The sequence below is a fragment of the Dyadobacter sp. AC419 genome, from assembly GCF_979253085.1.
Map to the genome: position 1 here is coordinate 133,161 of NZ_CEEDCD010000023.1, position 21,770 is coordinate 154,930.

Sequence of the window (21,770 nt, forward strand, 5' to 3'; positions counted from 1 at the left end):
AGCCAGCCTTTTAACGCATCAAATACACATTTACCGATTGCTTAACCTCCTCCAAAGTCTGCTTTGGAGGTTCAAAACCAGCAGGAACAGGCTTTTTGGCAAAACTCCGAAGATATAGCACCCAGGCATCGCGCCACCAGATCGCTTCCCGGCGCTGGACTTTTAATCGTTCGGCCACGTCGGTGTAAACTTGCGGATCCAGGTTCGGTTTGGCCAGATCCCATTGCTGCTGCATCCAGGTTACCGAGTCGGTGCCGGTGTAAAAACGGGTGCAGAGTTCTTCCCATAATGTTCGTCCGGTGCTGAGCTTTTTGTCCCAGCGGACATGATGAAACCATAATAGATAAGGCAGCGGGGTTTGGTCGGGGTTGTTCCATAGCTGCTGCACCTGCGGGCGATATTGGCTGAGTGCATTGCTTCCGGAAGCAGTCCTGTCGAAGCCGAGTCCCGTGGAATCTGCGCGGTGGTAATACACGGCGGTCCAGTCGGGGCGGGAGCCTTTGTTTTGCCAGGGTTCAGGCGCAAAGTGAACACCCATCCAGGGACGTGAAAGTCCCAGCGGCGTGTTGTAATCGACGTAAATTTCCCGCGATCGCAACATCAATGCGGCAATGTGCTCACTTGCTTTTGGATTGCGGGTTAATGTCAGCGCGATCCATTCTTTGGCAATCTGTTCCGAAGTCAGCTGATGGTCCCAGCTCAGCCTTCCGAATGCATACCAATTGGCCTGCGCAAGCGGGTGCCCGGTCCAGTTCCGGCTGTTTCCAGTGTTGGCCACACCCGCCATGAGTGTGCGCGAATAGTTATGCAAACTCCCGTCCACAACCTTCGCTACCGTCGATCCGGCCCCATTTACGTACGTGTCGGAATCCAGACATTCTTTGAAAATAGGCGCTTCATACACGGCGTGCGTGGCAAAGCCCAGATATTCCTGGGTGATCTGAAACTCTATTCCAAGCGGCGTTTTGGGCATATTTCCAAAGAGCGGCGAGAATGGTTCCCGCGGCTGGAAATCGATGGGGCCGTTTTTAACCTGCACAATCACTTTGGGATCAAACTTGCCATCCAGCGGCACAAATTCCTCGTAAGCTGCTTTAAACCGGTCCGCATTCGGGTCTGCTTTGTAAACAAAGGCACGCCAGATCACAATTCCATCGTAAGGTTTGAATGCCTCGGCCAGCATGTTCGCCCCATCGGCATGGTTACGACCGTAATCCTGTGGCCCGGGCTCGCCTTCCGAATTTGCTTTAACCAGAAAACCACCGAAATCGGGGATCTCCTTGTAAATCTGAGCCACTTTTTCCTTCCACCACGCACGCACTTGCGGGTCGAGCGGATCAGAGGTTTTAAGTCCGCCCAGGGTTTTCGGTGCTGCGAAATACACGGATAAGTAAGTTTTGATCCCATATTTCCGCATCACATTGGCCACCGCAGCAACCTTCACAATGTACTCCTGAGACATGAACCGCGCGCTGGCATTCACATTATTAAGCACCGTGCCATTGATTCCCAAAGACGCATTGGCGCGGGCATAATCGGTATAACGCGGGTCAACGCGCTCGGGCAGTTCATACCATTTCCAAAGGGATTGACCTGCATAACCGCGCTCGATCGTCCCGTCGGGATTATCCCAGTGATTCAGCATCCGGTAACGCACTTTCGGGCTGCTCGCAATGCTTAGTCCCTTGATCGGCTGCTGCATTTGCATGTGCCGCAGCAAGGCAAATGTTCCGTAAAGAATGCCGTTTTCGGACTTTGAGCTGATCACAATGTTGCCGCCCGAAAGCTGAACTTGATAACCCTCGGCTGGCTTTGTAGTATCCGCGCCACTTTCAATTTTGAATATAATCCCGCCCGTTTTTCCACCAGCTGAATTGCTAACATGAACCGTTTTGCCCAAAAGCTTTTCCAATCCCATTTGCAGCTCGCTCGACGCGCTTTGCAGGATTTCGGTTTTTGAGTGCTGCGCAATGAATGCAGTGTATTTGAGATATTCAGCTTTTACAGAAGCAATGCTAACTGGCTCGTATTTAAACCATAACCTATAACCATCGTCTCCATCAGAAAGCAAGGGATCCGCTGCAAAGCCCTTTGAGCAAATTAAAAGACAGCTGAAAAATGCGAGTAAAAGACTTCTGGTCATCATGGATTTTTGGCAAAAATTCATTTCTTCAAATGTTGGATATGCTCTGCTACATTGCGCATCGTATCAATGTAAATGTCTTTTTCATTTTCCTTTAAATAATGCAGCAGCTCGCTGTGCGCCTGAGTGGAAACATTCAATGCATGCTCCCCGCCTACGCCGTGAAACAGGAAAACGAGCAGCTTACCACTTTGCTGCGCCTGCCTGACCAGCTCGATCATTTCCTTCCCGGATTGTTCGACCATCGAATAGCAATCAATGTCCAGCAGTTTTTGTTCATCGAAAGTGTGCATTTCGTGCCTTACGGCTCTTGCGGCGATAAATTCGTTGGAAAGCGTTTCTATAAATGCTCCCTCAGCCACCTTTTTTATGCCCGCAAGTGAATGCAAATGTGCGCTTGTCAAGGCCGTCAATGGATTTCAAAAAAGCATTGCACATTTTGATCTCATCCTGAATCCTGGCCATACTGTATTTGCTCAGATCATACTCCGGCTTCACCCAGCTCATGCCGGGTTCAGTGGCGTCGCAGGGATGATAAAGCGTGTGATTCCCAAGTTCGTGGCCATTGGCGGCGGCTGCGCGCCAGTCTTTGATGCGGTTGCGAGCGGCGTCCGATGACGCGGTTAGGTAAAACGAACCCTTCAAGCTGAGCGAATCCAGCGCCGGGATCACATTGTCCAAATGCACGTTTAATGCGTCATCATAAGTCAAAACCACAGCTGACTTTTTCCCTTTCCAGGGTTTGGACTCATCGAGTTGATCACCGTCGGTGCGGAAGGGAGAAGCAGGCAGACCAGCCGTGTTGTAAAAGTTGATTCCTTCGGGATTGTCCTGCCAGGCGTAGCGAATGTATTTCGGCGTTTTTACCTTTTCGCTACTCAGCTCAATCTGATCTTTACCTACAATTTTTGCATTAGCCCAAAAGAATTTCTTATTATAATCCGCAATTGAAAACCAGCGCAATGTTTCTTCATCACTCGATTTTATGCCTTCGGCAACGTTGTTGAATATGAGTATAATCTTATCTCCTTCAATGTTTTGCGATTTCAATGTCGGGCCGCTGTGAACTACATTCTTGTCACCATAAGCCAGGTTTCTGGCAGATAATGCCAGCCTTTTTCCAATGTCCTTTTTGTTCAAAGGATGAATGTCGTTCCATTCGCCCAGATCCAGCGTGACGGATACGGCCGTATTTTTTAATGTTAGTGCCTGATTTTGCGCTTCGCGAAGGAGCGCCATATTACTTTCTGCGGGAGTGACATCAATGTCCTGGAAATTGGGAAGCTGCACCACCAGGAACGGCAAATTCTCATCATTCCAAAGTCTGCGCCGATCCTTGATCAATGCGGGTAAAAGTGCATTGTAGGGCTCGGGATGATCAACATTGGTTTCGCCCTGATACCAGAGGAATCCTTTCAGTTTCACAGGCAGCACGGGCGCAATCATTGCATTATAGAGTGCCGTCGGCTGGTTTTGAGCAATTAAAGGAAGCTGCTTAGCATTCAACATTTTAGTTGGCTCGAAAACTTGTCCAACCTTATACTGCCAGGTTCCTTTCAGATCAATTTGCTGATCATTTGCTGTCATGAAATAAGGCTTATCCGGCACAAAGCCGCCTTTTCCTGCCGAATTTGTCACTCTGATCACAAATGTATTCTTGCCTGCTTTCAGCAAACCAGCCGGAATTTCATAGCGGCGCGGCGGATATTGATAAGTCACAGTACCAATGCTTTTTCCATTCACAAACATTTGATCCGCATCCACTATGCGTCCCATATAAAGCTTCACCGGCTTCCCGATCCAGCTTTCAGGCACTTCAAATTCCCTGCGAAACCAGACGATTCCGTTCAGATCTTTCAATCCCTGATCTTCCCAGAATCCCGGAATGTTAAAATTCCGCCAGCCCTTTGGCTGATATGCTTCGCTTTCCCAATGCTCTTCCAATCCCAGGTCCGTTATCTTCGGTTGTTTTGGCGCGTTTTTCAGATCTTCCTGCCGTCTTGATTTTACATAGGAAGTGTCTTTGTTTTGAATGATAATCTTTTGAATGTCAGCAAAATCCTTGTAGCCGCCTTCACTAATCCAGGCTTCAATTGGCGTGCCGCCTACTGAGCTGTTAATGATGCCGATGGGGACTATATATTGGTCATAAAGATCTCTCGCAAAAAAATAGGAAACGGCCCCAAAGCCGAGCACGTCTTTGGGATTTGCAGCTTTCCATTCTGCATTGGGAAAATCCTCCTGCGGACCATTCAAATCGGTTAATGTGGGAATGAAAAAGTTGCGGATGTCGGGATAATTGGCGGTGGCGATATCGTCGGGAAAGCGTTCTTTCACACGCTCCATACTAATCACCATATTGCTCTGGCCATTGCAAAGCCACACGTCACCAAAGGCAATGTTCTTGATGCGGAGTTGGTTTTTCCCTTTTATCAGCATTTCAAAACCAGTCCCGGCTGGTTGCGCGGGCAGCTGGATCTGCCATTTACCGTTGGCAAGGGTCACTGCGCTGCTGCTTTTCTTTTTAAACGTGACAGTTACTTTTTCCTTTGGCGCGGCCCAGCCCCAAACTGTTATGGGCTGGTCGCGCTGCAAAACCATGTTGTCCGAGATCAGCTTAGGCAGGCGAACCTCCGCATATGATGTGCCGGAAATAAAAATGAGCAGGAGCAAAAATTCAAAAACACGCATCACTTATCGCTATTCAAGAGCTCCGATCAGTTCTACAAATGTTCCGTCGGGATCCTGCACCAGAACGAAGTGCGAATCTTTTGTCAGCGGCGTGGGCGTGCTTCCCAGAAAAGTGACTTTTTGCTCTTTTAGCCGCTCAATAATGGGCTTCAATGATTTAACCTGAATGGTAATGTACTGCGGACCTGTATCATCCTGAATGAACTTCTGTGCTGGGTGCGTCGCCTTTTTACCAAAACTCATCAATTTCCAGTCGGTCGCTTCGGGGCTATTTTCAAGTTTGAGAATGTTGACTTCCACGGCCGTTCCGCCCGTCAAACCACCACGCTTTCCAAATTCTTCATTAATGGTAAAATTCCCTGTTTTCACCATTCCAATGCCTTTTACATAAAAATTCAATGAGCGTTCCATGTCGGCAACCACGACACCGACGCCGATGGTTTTGTTGGTAAAATTAGACTGGGCATGAACTAGGCCGCATAGTAACATTGCGGAGATGGTAAGCAGATTCTTTAAAGTGAAATTTTGCATAAATAATTTAAGTATTTTAAGAATTGAAGTTGCAAAAATGGACATATCTCGGAAAGAAACAAATTGAAAAAAATGTGAAACCACAAACAATGCGGTTTCACATTTTCGGCATCTTCAAGTCACCGATATAGACTGTTAGTAACCTGCGTTTTGCGGAAACTTAGGCCCTTCCACCACCCGGTCAATCTGTGATTGCGGGATGGGACGGAGCATATTGAAATCTTTCACATACTGCGCAGCTTCCTGATTCCATTCCTGCACCCGGCGCACGAGGGAGCGCGTCCGCACCAGGTCATGCCAGCGCTGCCATTCTCCAAAAAATTCGCGACTGCGTTCGTCAAGGATGAAATCAAGGGTTACTTGTGCCGGGGTGATGGTCAATGCTGTTGCTGCGGCGGCGTTTTCTGCGGTTGAATTGGTTTTTTTGAATGCTGCGCGTTGACGGACTACATTGATCAATGCGGCTGCTTTCGCGTTGTTACCCGCTTTGAAATAGGCTTCCGCGCCCGTCATATACACATCCGAAAAGCGATATAGCACCGCTGGACGCGTTGACGGATCGTTGAAATTTGCTCCACGGCTCGGGTCCATGAATTTTTTCAAAGCCGGGAAAATACCATTGTTCCATAGACTTGGCGGCACCACAATGCCCTTAAATGGACGAGTTCCGACAAATTGCGGCGCGCCCGGCACTTCATAATCGGGCAACCAAACGGCAGTATCCACGCCCGGAACCGTTGTGTAGGAGATTTTGCGGAGGTTATTGGCAGCATTCGCCTCATTTTTCACAGCCGTATTTGAAATATAAACCGTGTAAAATGAATTGTTATAACGCGAATCAACATTGCGGTTGGTGAATGCCTGATCCAGGAAATAGTTTTTACCGGCCCGCGGCCCGGTCGCCATTTTATCCGAATTCGGACGCATCCGCACATAAGGACGGCCGTAATACGAGTCACGCAGCATGCCGGAAGTTCCATTGTTGACAAATGCACCGGCTGCATTTTTGATTGAGTTAATGCCGCTGTTGTTGGGATAATTCCAGTTGGTAAACCACGGGCTCAGGTTTTGCGCCGCGCCTCCCCCAGCCTGTCCACCCACCTGGTAGTAACCATATTTCGGGTCGAGCACGTGGTCACTAACGAACATGGTTTCTTTGCCATAATCGTTTGCGGGCACAAATGCGTCTCCGTAATCCTGCCATAAATCAAGGTTATAATCTGCTTTCTTGGTAATAATGTCGTCGCAAATGGCTGCTGCCTGGGTGAAATCGGAAGCTGTGTTGTTCAGCCAGCCGCGTGTCAGATATGCCTTAGCAAGCAATAGTTGCGCAACAGGCTTGGTGGCTGCTTTGCCCAAGAATGGCGCAGTGGGTTGGTTAGGCAGATCGGCTGCGGCTTCGGTCAAATCTTTAATAATGAGCTCGTAAACGTCCGCTGCCGGCTGGCGGGATGCGGCTTGCGAAGGCACGGTGATGAACTCCGTGTGCAACGGCACATCGCCCCAGGTCTGCACCAAATAGAAATACCAGAATGCTCTCAGAAACTTGGCCTGCGCCAGATATTGCTTCCGCGTGGCTTCCGGCAAATCAATCGTTGCACCGTATTGGAGCACGCCATTCAATGTATTAATATCCTGAAATGCAACGCCCCAGGCGGCACCGAAGTTGCTGCTATTGAGACCATTGTACGTGTAAGCCGGACCGCCGCCGCCATTTACTCCCTGAATGAATTCGTCCGTCCCGGCCTGCATTTCAACGGTGAAACCTTCGGTTCCCCACTGGCCACGGATGTCGTTGTAGACCCCGGCAATTCCACCCAGTACACCCGCCGGACTGTTGAAGTAAGTGGGAACGATCTGGGATTGCGGATGTTCTTCGAGCACTTTTTCGCAACCCGTACTGAGTGAAGCGATTAAGGCTGCTGTGATCAGATTTTTTATGGATTTCATATTCGGATTAGAATTTAAGGTTTACGCCCACAGTGAATTGTCTTACCGGCGGAGAATTCAAGTTTACCGAGATCTGACGTTCCGGCGCGCCACGGTCGCTGGCGCCTTGCGGGTTCAGCGTTGATTGGCCCGTCGCATAGCTGTTTCCTTCGGGATCGATCGCCAGATCGTCTTTCACCAATGGTGCGTAAATGATAAATGGATTGGTGAGGTTGACGTAGATCCTTGCCGAGCTCGCACCTATTTTCTTGATCAGATCACTTTCAAAAGTGTAACCGAAGTTGATGCTGCGGCATTTAATGAATGAACCATCATAGTAACCCAATGTGGAACCGAAGTTGGCCACGGCGCCGCTGGCATCAGGAGCCGGGAATGCGTTGGTTGGATTGGTGTCGGTCCAGTAATCCGTTTTAACCTGATTTACACGGCTTTGATTAAAGAATGCAAAACCTCCCGAGCCCGTGGAGTTTCCAGTCAAATAAGGCACAAGCACTTTCATGCCCATCCTCGCGTAGGTTACGATAGAAGCGTCGAAGTTTCTGAAACTAAAACGGCTCGTAAGTCCTCCCTCCCACTTAGGTTGGAAATTACCCAGGATCTGGCGGTCGTTTGCGTCGATCTTGTTATCCCCGTTCAAATCTTCAACGCGGATCTGTCCTGCGAACTGGACTGGTGAAGTTTGCTGTGCCAATGTTCCGTTTTCGGCATCAGCAGTTTGCCAGATTCCCAATTTTTTGTAATCAAAAATCACGGAGAGTGGCTGTCCAACAAACCATCCTGCGCCCAGGTTGGATTTTTCGTCCGGCGTGGTCAGCTGCGTGATTTTTTCCCGGTTGAAGAAATAAGTTGCGTCAATGCTCCAATTGAAGCCTTTTGGTTTTCTTACAATTTCAAAGGTTGCGGCTACTTCGAGACCCTTTCCTTCTGTTCTACCCAAATTTTTGAGCGTTGAACCTGCACCATTGCTTGGAGGCAGCGGCACAGATAGCAGAATGTCCTTCGTTTTTTGGTGATACCAGTCTACGGAACCTGTAATGCGGTTGTTGAACAAACCAAAATCAATTCCAATGTCCAGCTGCGCGGTCGATTGCCAGCTTAAATCACTGGAAGGCAAGCTGGTTACGGTGTAAGCCAGTTGTTGCCCGGCCGTGCCCAATCCAAAGTTGTAATAACCCGCAGATAATGCACCCAATGTCGAGTAAGCGCCCACATTCCGGTTTCCCGAAATCCCCCAACCGCCACGCAGTTTCAGATTAGAAATGAATGGAGCCGATTTCATAAAGCCTTCTTCCACTACATTCCAGCCTACACCGATCGCCGGATAATTGAAATATTGATTGGCCGGGGATAATGTTGAAGAACCATCGCGACGCAATGTCAAGGTCAGCAAATATTTGTCGGCATAGCTATAATTAAGCCTTCCCATGTAGGATAGCAACCCTGTTTCCGAGAACGAGTTACCGAAATCCGACGGCGCAACTGGCTGGCCTGCTGCGAGTGAGAAATTCGAAGTTTTGATGTAATCGGCCGGAACACCAGTTACCGTGAAGCGGCTTCCCAGCGAGTGGTTTTTGGTGTATTCATAAAGCGCCGTGAAACCCAGTTTGTGCTTGTCTGCAAATGTTTTATCGAAATAAAGCAAATGCTGCAAGTTCACGTCCCAATATTCGGTGTTGCTGATCTCGGCTGTGGAACCGGCCTGCGTGGTGGCCGTATTGAAATACGTCAGCGGGCCATTGTAATTATTCAGGTTGGACTGGCTGAAATTAAGACCTGCGTTGAAACGGTATTTCAGTCCCGGCAAAATGTTTACTTCCGCATAAAGGCTGTTGAATGTCCGTATCGACCTTGTGCGTCCCAAAGCAGATTCTTTTTTGGACATAATCGTCAGCGGACTCACGATGGCTGCATCGATGGAACCTTCGGCCGGGAATGTGTTTACCGTACCGTCTGCATTATACGGCGATGCCAATGGCGTCAATCGCACAAGTCCGCCCGGCACACCTCCGCCACCCGGCGTATTCGTATAAGTCAGCGTATTCAATGTGTTCAGACCTATTTTCACGTTTTTTCCAATCTTCTGGTCAATCGTTGCGCGCAGGTTGAAACGCTGGAAACTCTGGTTTGGAATAATCCCGGTTTCATTAAAATAACCTAAACCCAGCGAATATTGCGTGTTTTCAACGCCGCCTTGCAAGCCCAATTGGTGATTGGTCATGAAACCTGGCTTGTAAATCAGATCCTGCCAGTCTGTCGAAACGCCGTTGTCGAGTGCTTCCTGCTCTTTTTGGGTTAACAAATAGCCCGATGTGCCCGGCGCTGTGCGGTTGTATTTGGCTGCATCGGCTTTGAACTGCGCATATTCCTGGCCATTCATGACATTGAATTTGCCCATCACCTGCGTTTGTCCATGATAGCCGTCGTAACTGAAAACAGGTTTGCCGATCTTTCCTCTTTTGGTCGTTACCAGGATCACCCCCCCTGCTCCACGAGAACCATAAATGGCTGTTGCAGAGGCATCTTTCAAAACTTCCAGACTCAAAATATCGTCCGGGTTAATGTCATTCAACCCACCGAAAGGAATTCCATCCACCACCACGAGCGGACCGTCCAGACCGTCGCTCGATCCTGAACTGGTTGTTAATGTGCGGTTTCCCCGAATCCTGATCTGTCCTTGCGAGCCTGGCGTGCTTCCATTACTAATGATCGAAACCCCAGCCGCACGGCCTTTTAGCTGATTCACCAGGTTCGGCGCGGGGACTTCTTTCAATGTGCTTTCACTGACAGAAACGACCGAACCGGTTACGTCCCGCTTCCGCTGAACGCCGTAACCGACCACGACCACTTCTTCCAGCGTTTTGTTGTCAACGGCCAATGTTACATTGATGATCTGCTGCGTGCCTACGACCACTTCTTTCGGCGCGTAACCCACGAGTGAGAACACCAGAACGGCATTTGCATCCTGAACCGTCAGCCGGAAATTTCCGTCTTGGTCCGCGCTGGTGCCTTTTGTTGTCGCTTTGACGAGCACACTTGCGCCGGGCAGCGCCTCGCCGTCCGGGCCGGTAACTTTTCCGGAAACCTCAATGTCGGCCGCGGGTGCTGACCTGTGTCTCGTGCCATAATCGGCCCAAGCCGCGCTGCTGGCAACCGCGTCCATCGAAGCGCCTCCGAGCAGCAGAATCGGAAGACCAGAAAGTCCGAGCATTCTGGCCAGCGTTTTATTGGTTAATAAACGTTCATGCATTTTGTGTATGATTTGATGTTTAAATTAGACTGAATCATGTGGCTTAATTGGTGTTATTGTGAAAGTGTCAATTTGACAAGATTTGAAATGAATGTAACTTTGGCTTTTATTGAGAAAAAATATGCATCACTTTTTCCAGATATTATTTGATTTATTGTCGACAAAAGTAGCGCAGCGAGGCAGCCTGCTGTGAGCACATTTGTTCATATTAAGGATACAATTGTTCAAATGGGCCAAAAAAATGCCTGATTCTGGGACAAACTTGCATTTTTGAGATAACTTTCGTCCGGGGCTCCGGTTTTAACCCATTAATGTCAATGCGCTTGAAGATTCTGCTCACACTCCGTTTGCTCTGCCTGATTGTTGTCTGTTTTGCGGCGACGATAAATGCTTGGGCGCAGCCTGCCGAACCAAAATTCACTTCGCTCACTTCGACCGATGGATTGTCGTCCAACACCGTCACGGCTATCCTGAAAGATCGCTATGGATTGATGTGGTTCGGGACCGACGATGGCTTGAACCGGTTTGACGGCACAGACGTGATGGTTTACCGGCATGATAAAAAGGATTCGACTTCGCTCAGGTCGAGCGACATTTCTTGTTTGCACCAGGACCAAAGAGGGCGGATATGGGTGGGTACGATCGAAGGCGGCCTGCATCTCTATGACCGTCGGAAAGATGCATTCGTAAGCATTCCATCCCCGCACAGCGTGATCAGCATTTTAAGTGATGCGGCGGGCAAACTTTGGGTGGGAACAACAGCAGGCCTCATTCAGGTAAACCCGGAAACCTATCAAATCCGGACATTTACTTCTGTGGCGAACATGCCTGATCAGATTTCCAAAGGAATGATCCTGAGCATTGCTGTGGATCGTAAAAAAAGGGTTTGGGTAGGAACGCGGACGGGTTTGTATAAACTTGACCCGGCGGATAAAAGCGGGGAATACATTAATTATCTGCAATCCTTGCCTGAGGACGTCGGCGCTCGACCGGTGAAGTCCATTGTCGAGGATCGGGAAGGAAACCTTTGGGCAGGCACATTCAGCGGGGTCTTTAAGCTCAATTCAAATGGGCAGATTATCAAACACTTTAAATACGAGCCAGATAACAAGAATTCGCTGAGCACGAATATGGTCTTTGCGGTGACGTGGGAAAATGCGCAGCGGCTCTGGATCTGCACGGATGCGGGGCTGAACATGCTCGATACGCGCACGGGCGCCATTACGCGTTACGGCCCGGATGCGCGGACACAATTTAGTCTGAGCAATAAATCGGTGCGCAGTATTCTGTTTGATAATGAGGGCATTTGCTGGCTGGGGACTTATAAAGGTGGTGTCAACAAATATGATAAGAACCTCGCCATTTTTGGGTTAAAGCGTTCTGACGTAAACGATCCTTATGGTTTAAGCGGGCCGTTTGTTACGGCTTTTGCAGAAACAGAATCGGGCGAGCTGTTCGTAGGAACAGACGGCGGCGGGCTGAATTTGTATAACCGCCAGACCAATCTTTTCAGGAAATTCCCCATTAACCCCAAAAACAAAAACGCAGCTTCGGGCTTGGCTATTTTAACATTAGAACTCACGGCCAGCAATGAACTTTGGATCGGGACATTTGGGGACGGATTATTTCAATTTAATCCCAAAACAGGCGGTTACAGGCAGTTTTTGAAAGGAAAAGACTCCACCAGCCTGAGTAACAACGAGATTTTTTGTTTCGAAAAGGACAAGTCTGGCAAATTATGGGTGGGCACCAATGGCGGCGGCGTGCATTTGTACGATCCTGCCACCAAAACTTTTAAAAGAATGTACGATCCGGGCATTCCGGTTACCCAGCGGAGCATTCCGTTGAATGGCTATATCCGGGATTTACTAATGGATCGGAATGGGAAACTTTGGATTGCGTCTCACGGAACCGGAATCGCCGTTTTTGACCCGATAACCCAAAAATCAATGTTGCTCGACAAGCAGACGAGCGACCTGCCCAGCAACATTGTTTTCACGCTTTTGGAGGATACCAAAGGGAACATCTGGGCGGGCACGTCGGGTGAAGGATTGGCTTTGTATGATCCGCGATCGAAGAAATTTATTACTTACGGAGCAAAAGAAGGATTGGCCAGCAACATTGTCAACAAAGTGCTGGAAGATGCGCAGGGCCGCATTTGGGTGAGTACCAACCAGGGAATCAGCTATTTTGATTCGAAAAACAAAAAATTTATCAACTACACATCCTATAACGGCATTCAGGATCGGACATTTGTGCTCGGCTCGGGTATCCGCGCCAGTGATAACACCCTGTTTTTTGGCGGCATTGCGGGATTTAATTACATCGACACGCGCAGCCTGCCCAACAGCAAACGCATTCCGCCGATCATTTTAAAGGATTTAAAAATCGGTAACCGCAGCATTACACCGGCCGATTCCAACTTTATTGATGCGGACATTGCGGTTGCCAAAACCATCAGTCTGGATTACAAGCAGAACTTTTCAATTGGTTTTGCGGCGCTGGATTACACCAATCCCAAGCAGATGCATTACCGGCACCGGCTGGTCGGCATGCAATCGGAATGGAACGAAACGGGGCTTACCAACTTTGCGAGTTATACCAATCTGAGCCCGGGTGAGTATGTTTTTGAAGTGCAGGCCAGCGGAGACGGTATCAATTGGGGACCGCAAACCAAGTCGGTGGCCGTGATTGTGAAACCGCCATTTTACCTGACCATTTACGCTTATATTTTTTACATTCTCACGCCTTTTGCGCTTGTGTATTATATGAGGCGCCGCGGCATTCAGAAGCTGCAAAGGCAGTTCAAAGAGCAACAGCAACGCGCCGAAGTGGAACGGGCTTTGGAGCTGGACCGGATGAAAATCAAGTTTCTGACCAATTTAAGTCATGAGTTCAGGACGCCGATCTCGCTCATTTTGGCGCCAGTCGATAATCTGCTCGTTAAAACCAAATCCACCGAGCTGCATCCGCCCGTCACCGCTATCAAACGGAATGCAAAACGACTGCTTAACCTCGTAGACCAGCTGCTGGACTTTAAAAATATGCAGGAGCAGGAAGTGAAGCTGGATTTGAAACGGCGCGACATCATTCTGTTCATCAAAGACACCTGCGAGCAGTTCAGCGATCTTTCCATTCGAAAAGGCATTCTGTTCAAAGTGGAAAGTGCGTTGGACCGGCTGGATATGGATTTCGACGCGGACAAACTCGAACGCGTTTTGTTCAATTTGCTTTCCAATGCATTCAAATTCACCCCAAAAGGCGGTGAAGTGGCTTTACATGTACGGCTTGAAACCGATGCGGAGCGAAAACACTGGCTGCAAATCAACATTGCCGATAACGGGATTGGCATTGCCGAAGACCAGCATGAAAGGATCTTCGACCGGTTTTTCCAAAGCGATACGGACCTGACGGTGCTGAACCAGGGAAGCGGCATTGGCTTGTCCATTGTGCGCGAATTTGTGCAGCTGCATCAGGGAAAGATTAATGTCGCCAGTCAGCCTGGCGCGGGAAGTACATTTACCGTGGAGTTGCCTATTGAAGAGGAACTGCTTCCTGTTCAACAGCCCGCAGAAGCGCCGAATATGTGTTCGGGCGATATGGATAATACATTTAATAAGGCAGAAAAGGCTCTCCCGGAAGATCCATCTAATGTGTTGATCATTGAGGATAATGATGAATTCAGACATTACTTAAAAGAAAGCCTGGCCCCATTTTATCACGTCATTGAAGCCAGCAATGGCAAAGAAGGCTGGCAGAAAACGCTCAGCCACCATCCCGAACTGATCGTGAGCGATGTGGCGATGCCTGAAATGGATGGCATCGCATTAAGCCAGAAAATCAAGTCGGACAAGCGCACGAAGCACATTCCGATCATTCTCCTAACCGCCAGCACCGGCGAACAGCAACAACTTGAAGGCCTCAGCTCAGGCGCGAATGATTATCTGACCAAACCATTCAATTTCGATATTTTGAATGCGAAGATTAACAATTTGATCCTGCTTAACCGGCTGTTAAAAGGAGTTTATTCGAGACAAATACAAGTTGCAGGCAATGCGCCGCAAATGGAATCCAGTCAGGAAAAATTGCTGAAAGATATGTTGTCTTACATTGAAGAAAATCTGCACACATCTCAATTAAGCGTCGAAAATCTAAGCAAACACGTGGGCATGAGCCGGGGAACATTATACAGCAAAGTCCTGGAAATGAGCGGACAAACGCCTATCGAATTCATACGCTCGATCAAACTGGAAAAAGCCGCATTACTGCTTGAAAACAGCGATTTAAGCATTTCGCAGATCTCCTATATGACGGGCTTTACGGCACCGAATTATTTTGCGAAGTCGTTTAAGGCGAAGTTCAATATGCTGCCTAATGAGTATAAGACGGAGAAAAGACGGAGTTATAAGGTGGTGGGAGACTCGCGGTGAAGGTCAAAATGCAATTAAGACTAGTAGGAATTTCCTATCATCTAATACATGCTCTCCCGAAACGGAGCAAGCGTTCCGCTGCCAAGTGACTTGTTTTTTACCGCTTCGACCATATGTGGATAAAATAGCTTTTTACGGTTTGGCTGTGTGTGCCAGGCGATGTACCAGGCTTTTACGGCGCTGCCGTCTTTTCCCGTCTTGGTTGGCCACTTGTATTTTTGAAGCAATCTTAGGAATAATGCCTGGTTAGATTGATCGTTTAGCTTTACCAGTTGCCAGTATCGCCATGTTTTCGGATTTTCTTGTCGCGGCTGTCCGTCGGGCTGTTTATGCCACTCGTCCATTACTTTGATCCTGTACTTTTGATCGAGCGCAAACATTCTGTCAATGAGGGCATTATATGCCTTTGGCGTCAGGTTGTCAATGTTCATTGCCGAGTCAATTTCCGGGAAATCATTTAGCTTAGCAAGATCATAGAGGGTTTGTTTGCTGTCTGGCAATTACCAGCTTGGGAGACGCTCAGCATCAGCATACATATTAATAAGCGTTTCATATTGACTAATCTTGCGTTTCTAAATGGCTGTTGATCAAATCCTGGATAAAAGCTGTTGTAATCCACCCCTTTGAAATTAAATCTCCCCTCGTTACAAGTTTTGCAATGTGTTCAAAATCGCGGACACAAGGCCTTTGTCGATGTGGCCGGTGCCGCCGGAGCCGTCGATGACGCGGTATTCACCGGCGTCGTCTTTTTCGAAAATGAGCGTTTTTTCTTCGGCTTCGATGTGAAGCTGGTAAGTGTATCCCAATGTGACAATGGTCAGCGGTAATTCGAGCGTTTCTCCGTGATATTCTACGGGAAGTGATATGGTTTCATTCATGTTTAAAATTAGAAAGGAATCACCATTAATAGATTTGACAAATAACCTCTGGGTTCAAATAAAGTAAAAAATGCCCTTGAATTGGCTTAAATGAACATGTTTACTTTTTGTACACCTCCTTTATAAACACCGTACACCTTTTGCATACGGTCTCAAATAGGTTCAACACTCCCGTCGCCACTAAGTTTGCATTGCCTTCACAAAAACGTATTGAAGGCAATATCAAACATCACTTTTCAAATTAATTTATTAGTACCATGAAAAATTTTCTTGCGAGTGCCGGTTTTATCTTAATGACATTTCTTCTTTCTGCTGCAACAATTCCAATGATCCCCAGCCCAATTCCGGATCGGGCGTTCAAAACATGGCGGCCGGGTCTGCCGGCACAACGCCTGACGGAATGCAGGTTACCAATCCGATTCCGAACAAAATGCCCAGTCCTCAAAAGTTCGAATGGAAATTCATGAAAACGGTTCAGCTGCCTATGAATAAGGGCGTTAATCTTACAAGCCCGTTTGCAATCGTCAATGAATTGGACGGTGACATCAGCTGGGGTTCGGATGGCGGCTGTTATTCAGCGATCGCCTGCCGGAAAGTCACTCAGGCCATCATGGGCATTGTAGATGTCCAAACGGTGTTGCCGGATCTCTTAAAGACAACCACGTTCAAGCTAGGACAAGTTGCATGGGCACCCGGCGCTGCTCCGGGATCCACACCGACATGGGTAAACTACATGCCCGTAGGAACCGTGATCGCATACAAAACAACCTCTGGCCAGTTCCGTCTGGTTGTTGTAAAAGGCACTTCTCCATTAACACTTGACATATATCACGAGCATTATTACCGCACTTATTAAGAACAGACGAACATAAAACGGGGCAAGAAATGAAAATCATTTCTTGCCCCGTTTTATTTATTCAAAATCCTACATTAACCCATCATTTATCCCACCAAACACGTGACTTGATGTCGTCAGCGCCCAGCATGGTTACGGCTTCGCGATAGTTGGCTTCGTTGATTCTTAGCTCGTCGGCTGGATAGAACATTCTTCTTGGAATGTAACCAGGGCCAACCGGCCCTACCGGAATGTTCGGAACTCCGGTCCTTCTCCATTCTGACCAGGCTTCAAAACCAACCTGATACAGCGAAATCCACTTTTGAAGGCCTATTTTTTCCAGTTTTTGTGTGGACGTTCCTTTGTAGGCAATGGCATCCTGTTTGAAATAACTGTCGTCTGCGGTAATGCTCGCTGGGGTAAGTTTCAGATACGAGGCTGCATAATTGGCAGGAACGCGGGACGCATAGTAGGTGAATTGATCTTTAATTCCTTTGAGATAGTAACTTTCAGCAGCAGCAGAGCCGCCGGTGATAAAGCCTTTTTCAGCCGCCTCAGCCAATGTAAACTGGACTTCGGAATAGCTCATGATAATGCCCTGGCCACCTTTGGCAGATGCCAGATCGGGACTGAACTGGATGGACATCCATAGCATGCCGGAAGGTGACGTAACATTCGCGTTCGGGAACATGCCGATGCCATTCAAATCACCGGCATAAACGAATTTGGAAGGATCAGGACGATTTCCATTTGCATCAATGGCGCTGCTTGCAGGCGTAGGCAATGCATACATATACAAGCGCTTATCGTTTGTCAGTTTCAGATAATCAACAAGTTGCTTGGACACTTTCGTGTTCGTGCCGCCATTTCCGGAGCGGTAAAATGGCGATTCGTTTGCCTGAATGTCGGCAAGATATTCCAGCGCGGCCTGATCTGTATGCGAAGTAAAAAGCGGATATGTGCTTGGATCGGCAACGATCTTTTGCATTTCAGCAGAAGGATCAACGCGTTTCGATTGACGCATTAACACACGTAATCTTAAACCGTTAGCCAGTTTTTTCCAGTTCGTCGTGTTTCCACTATACAAAATATCACCGGTAACCGTCTCGTTTCCTGCTCCTAACAATGTGTTCGCCTCCGCCAGATCGGCCAGTATGCCCTGATAAACCGCTTCCTGGGATTCGTATCTGGGTGTGCTGATGCCCAAAAGCTTTGCATTGGCAGCATCGCGAAACGGAATCGGGCCGTAAATGTCGGTCAGGCTTTGAAACATCCAGGAACGCAGCACGAGCGCGATGCCTTTGTAGTTTTTCAGATTTTGCTGTTCGGAAATGGAGATCACCTCGTTCAAATCACGGATCTGGTCATAGTAACTCCACAGAAAATAGCCCGTTGCATCCGCTCTGGTCCAGTTGCTGAAATTGCTTGCAAAATCCGAAGCCAGCAGGTTAGCCGCGATGCCTCCCCTATCGTAAGCACTTGCATAACTTTTATTCACCGAAGTACGGATCGCGTTCGGCAACAGCAGTCCAACATTTGTCACCTTGTCCGGCGAATTTGGATTGGTGTTGATCTCTTCAAAATTGTCGGTGCAGCCCACGCTCAGCAGCAGCATAAACATCGATATATAGCTAAACTTTTTCATCCTTTTCATGTTAATATTTTAAAAATTCAGGTTCAGACTAACACCCATTTCACGTGTAGCAGGCGTGCTCATGTTCTCGAAGCCCGGGATCAAACCGCCGCCATCCGTGGCCGTAGTCACTTCCGGATCAAAGTGTTTGTTGCTTTTCGGGGTGATCAAAAACAGGTTTCTGGCTGTTACTGCCACCCGCGCATTCTTGATGAATTTGCCATTGGCAAGCCATTTTGCAGGCAATGCGTAACCCAGTGAAACCTCACGAAGCTTGAAGTAAGTGGAACTGAACAACTGTGCTTCCGAGATGTGATCAAGCGGTTTTTTAATAAAATCCCTTGCCTTCGTTCCGTAAACACCTGCGCTGAATGTGCCGTCTGTGCTCGTATTATTAGGTTGATACGACCCGTCTTCCATTTGTGCACCTCCCGGAATGTAGTAAGGCGCATCATATTCTTTTCCCGGCTCGCGGGCACCACGTCCCAATGCACTTTCTTCGAGCTGGCCTGCGCCTGTTGCTTTGTTATAAAAGCGTGACACAAATTTGCCGCCAAGCTGTCCGCCAAACATGAAGTTCAGGCTCAATCCCTTGTAATTTAATTGGTTGTAAATGCCACCTGTCCAGTCCGGGTGATAATTTCCGAGGTAAATATCCTCACTCGTTTGTCTTGGATAGGCATCATTGAAAATGATCACCTCACCAGCCATCGGGCCATCGGCCACACGCTGGTAACCCGGCCCCCAAATGGATCCCATCCTTTCGCCAACCCGCGCCTGAATAGAAGCGTCTTCACCCGGAGCTGCCTGAACGATTTTATCAACCTCATCTGTCAGCGACACGAGCTTGCCGACATTACGCGCCCAGTTAATGGTTACATTCCATTGGAAATCAGCCGTTTTTACCGGAGCAATGTTCACCACCACTTCCAAACCTTTGTTTCTGATCTCACCTGCATTGATCTGCTTGCTGCCTGCGCCGGAACTCTGGACAGTTGGCAAACTGATGATCTGGTTTTTGGAAAGTGCATTGTAATAAGTCACGTCGAACCCAAGGCGGTTACTGAAAAAGCTCCATGCCGTTCCGAATTCGAATGTCGTAATGATCTCGGGTTTCAGATTCGGGTTCAAAAGTCCGCCCGTTCCTACAAGCGCATAATTGCTGCCCCAGGGTGCTGCGTAATTGTAAGTGTTTTTCAACGCATATGGTCCCGTATCGTTTCCGACCTTCGCCCAGCTTCCGCGCAACTGCGCCTGACTGATCACATCCGGCAAGCCAAGAATGGATTTCAGGTTTCCATTCAGGCCAACAGAAGGATAGAAATAAGAATTGCTTCCCGCAGGCAGCGTGCTTGACCAGTCATTTCTTGCGGTTAAATCAAGATATACATAATCCTTGTAATTGAGGTTTGCGGTTCCGTAAAGGCTGTTGATGCGTTTTTTGAACCGACTTGATCCGCCTGTCAGCGGCGACGCCGTGTTACTGATGCTGTAAACGCCCGGAATCAGCAATTGCGGGGCAGCCACATTCTCGCTGTGACCCGAATTATCAAAGCGGTTGCCGCCCACAGACACATTAAATCCAAAACGCTCGCGGAATGTGTTATTATAGGTCAAAAGGAAATCCGCATTGCGTTCTTCATTTTTAATCTGCACAATTTCATAGCGGCCGCTTTCATTATCCACCGTGCTTACTGCCCACTGCATCGGCCTGAAATCATTGTAAAAATCGTCAGCAACCCTTGCTTTCAGTTTCAAACGATCATTGAATGCATATTCCAATGCCACATTTCCATAAACACGGTCCTTATCCTGCCCTTTCGTGTTCTCATATTGCAAAAAGAACGGGTTGTTGTGATTTTCGCCATAGTTGTACTGGAACTGGCGAATGCCTTCCAAACCTGGCTGCCAATAGCGTTTCAGACTGTTAATGTTCACATTCCGGCCCATCCAGGTGAAGAAATACATGAATGTATTGCGACCATAACCATTATCGGGACGGTTGTCGCTTTTCTGCTTCACATAATTGATATTGATCGAAGACGTCAGCCTTTTTGTCAAATGATAACTCGTGTTGAGATTGACCTGATAACGGTCCAGGTTGTTGTTTGGAATAACACCTTTTTCATTTAAAGACGTCAGCGAAAGCCTGTAATCACCGTTTTCATTGCCGCCCGAGAATGCCAGGTTATTATAATATTTTTTGCCTGATGTAAAGAAATCATTGATGTTGTTTGGCTGCGAAACCCAAGGCGTTTGAATAATGTCGCCACGGTTGTTCACCGCTACATCCGCTCCGCGGAAACCGTTCGTTGTTGGCGAATCAAATTGCGCTTTTGTAGTGCCAATGTCCATTCTCGGCCCCCAGCTTTCGTCATAATCATCATTATTTCCATTCGGATAAGCCGACCAGCCTGCGCCAAAATTGGAACCTTCATACTGACCATTGTTGCCTTGCCCGAACTGATTCTGAAACTTCGGAAGCCGTCCGACCTTGGTCCCGAACAGATAAGAATTGAAGCTCACGCCCACGCCCTTGCGGTTGCTGCCTTTTTTCGTCGTGATCACAATCGCGCCACGTGCCGCGCGCGAGCCATATAATGCCGCAGCCGCAGGCCCTTTCAAAACGTTTACCGACTCAATGTCTGCGGGATTTATCTCCGAAGCACTGTTTCCATAATCCGCTGAACCACTGTTATTTGTACCATCATTACCAACCGGCACGCCATCAATAATGAACAAAGGCTGACTTTGCAGCGAAAGCGAAGATTCACCCCGGATCACAATCCTGGCCGAAGAACCTACGCCACCCCCGCCGCTAATGTTAACACCCGCAATTTTTCCAGAAAGGTTATTCACAAAGTTGGAAGCGGGTGATTCATTGATCACGTCGCCCTTAATTTGCTGCGTGGCATAACCCAGCGATTTTTTCTCACGAGTAATCCCCAGCGCAGTCACAACCACCTCGTTCAAAACATTGGTATCCTCTTCTAATGTAACCGAAATATTGTCAAGCTTACGGGCAATGACCTGCTGCGTTTTGTAACCAATAAATGAGAAAACAAGAATATCATTGTCGGCATTGACCCTGATCTTGAATTCGCCATTCGCATTGGTCGTTGTGCCAACCTGCGAATCCTTGACCACAATGTTTACGCCTGGCAACGGCTGACCTTTGCTATCTGTAACTTTACCCGCAATGTCAGCTTCCATCGCGCGGGCGGACATCGTTGTAACATTTAAACGCATGCCATTATACGTCCCATAAATTCCACGCTCCGGCTTTCCCGGATCGGCTGGTAATGCTTCCCCTGTGCCGGCCGCATTCGCTGCCATGGGTGAATGAGCGATAATGCCCAGGACGACAAGTCCGTAGCGCAATACCGCAGGCGATTTGATAAACATTTGTCTCATAGGATCCGGGTTAAAAAA

General features: G+C 48.2%; 12 protein-coding genes. 2 read left to right on the plus strand and 10 right to left on the minus strand.

The window, feature by feature from the left end:
* Positions 1 to 10 precede the first annotated feature (10 nt).
* The 6 genes from AC0IYG_RS20970 to AC0IYG_RS20995 form a co-directional block, all read right to left on the minus strand.
* On the minus strand, positions 11 to 2,167 hold the full coding sequence (locus tag AC0IYG_RS20970) for an alpha-glucuronidase family glycosyl hydrolase (protein ID WP_471713015.1): 2,157 nt from the start codon (positions 2,165 to 2,167) through the stop codon (positions 11 to 13).
* Entirely contained in the window at positions 2,164 to 2,505 is a 342-nt protein-coding gene (locus AC0IYG_RS20975; RefSeq protein ID WP_471713016.1) for a polysaccharide deacetylase family protein, read from the minus strand. Before AC0IYG_RS20975 ends, AC0IYG_RS20970 begins: the two co-directional genes overlap by 4 nt.
* Positions 2,498 to 4,834, minus strand: coding sequence for a sialate O-acetylesterase (locus tag AC0IYG_RS20980; protein ID WP_471713017.1), 2,337 nt, complete (start codon positions 4,832 to 4,834; stop codon positions 2,498 to 2,500). The genes AC0IYG_RS20975 and AC0IYG_RS20980 overlap by 8 nt, the downstream gene beginning before the upstream one ends.
* Before the next feature lie 9 nt (positions 4,835 to 4,843).
* Positions 4,844 to 5,365 carry a VOC family protein gene (locus tag AC0IYG_RS20985; protein WP_471713018.1) on the minus strand — a complete coding sequence of 174 codons (522 nt, stop codon included), beginning with the start codon at positions 5,363 to 5,365 and terminating at the stop codon, positions 4,844 to 4,846.
* Positions 5,366 to 5,500: 135 nt separating this feature from the next.
* Positions 5,501 to 7,315: a RagB/SusD family nutrient uptake outer membrane protein gene (locus AC0IYG_RS20990; protein WP_471713019.1), complete on the minus strand. Its 1,815-nt coding sequence runs from the start codon at positions 7,313 to 7,315 to the stop codon at positions 5,501 to 5,503.
* Positions 7,316 to 7,322: 7 nt separating this feature from the next.
* On the minus strand, positions 7,323 to 10,562 hold the full coding sequence (locus AC0IYG_RS20995) for a SusC/RagA family TonB-linked outer membrane protein (RefSeq protein WP_471713020.1): 3,240 nt from the start codon (positions 10,560 to 10,562) through the stop codon (positions 7,323 to 7,325).
* 317 nt (positions 10,563 to 10,879) lie between these two features.
* Between AC0IYG_RS20995 and AC0IYG_RS21000 the strand changes: the two genes are divergently transcribed.
* Complete coding sequence (locus AC0IYG_RS21000) at positions 10,880 to 14,992, plus strand: hybrid sensor histidine kinase/response regulator transcription factor (protein ID WP_471713021.1); 4,113 nt, start codon at positions 10,880 to 10,882, stop codon at positions 14,990 to 14,992.
* Positions 14,993 to 15,033: 41 nt separating this feature from the next.
* Here AC0IYG_RS21000 and AC0IYG_RS21005 read toward each other — a convergent pair whose 3' ends face one another.
* Together AC0IYG_RS21005 and AC0IYG_RS21010 are read right to left on the minus strand one after the other, a co-directional pair.
* Entirely contained in the window at positions 15,034 to 15,492 is a 459-nt protein-coding gene (locus AC0IYG_RS21005) for a hypothetical protein (RefSeq protein ID WP_471713022.1), read from the minus strand.
* A gap of 144 nt (positions 15,493 to 15,636) precedes the next feature.
* A complete protein-coding gene (locus AC0IYG_RS21010; RefSeq protein WP_471713023.1) occupies positions 15,637 to 15,870 on the minus strand; it encodes a hypothetical protein in 234 nt (77 codons plus the stop codon).
* Between the two features lie 364 nt (positions 15,871 to 16,234).
* Between AC0IYG_RS21010 and AC0IYG_RS21015 the strand changes: the two genes are divergently transcribed.
* Positions 16,235 to 16,726 (plus strand): hypothetical protein, encoded by a 492-nt coding sequence (locus tag AC0IYG_RS21015; RefSeq protein ID WP_471713024.1) that lies wholly within the window; start codon positions 16,235 to 16,237, stop codon positions 16,724 to 16,726.
* A gap of 82 nt (positions 16,727 to 16,808) precedes the next feature.
* Here the strand turns inward: AC0IYG_RS21015 and AC0IYG_RS21020 are convergent, their stop codons facing one another.
* Positions 16,809 to 18,350, minus strand: coding sequence for a SusD/RagB family nutrient-binding outer membrane lipoprotein (locus AC0IYG_RS21020; RefSeq protein WP_471713025.1), 1,542 nt, complete (start codon positions 18,348 to 18,350; stop codon positions 16,809 to 16,811).
* A gap of 18 nt (positions 18,351 to 18,368) precedes the next feature.
* Entirely contained in the window at positions 18,369 to 21,752 is a 3,384-nt protein-coding gene (locus AC0IYG_RS21025) for a SusC/RagA family TonB-linked outer membrane protein (RefSeq protein WP_471713026.1), read from the minus strand.
* Between the last annotated feature and the right edge of the window lie 18 nt (positions 21,753 to 21,770).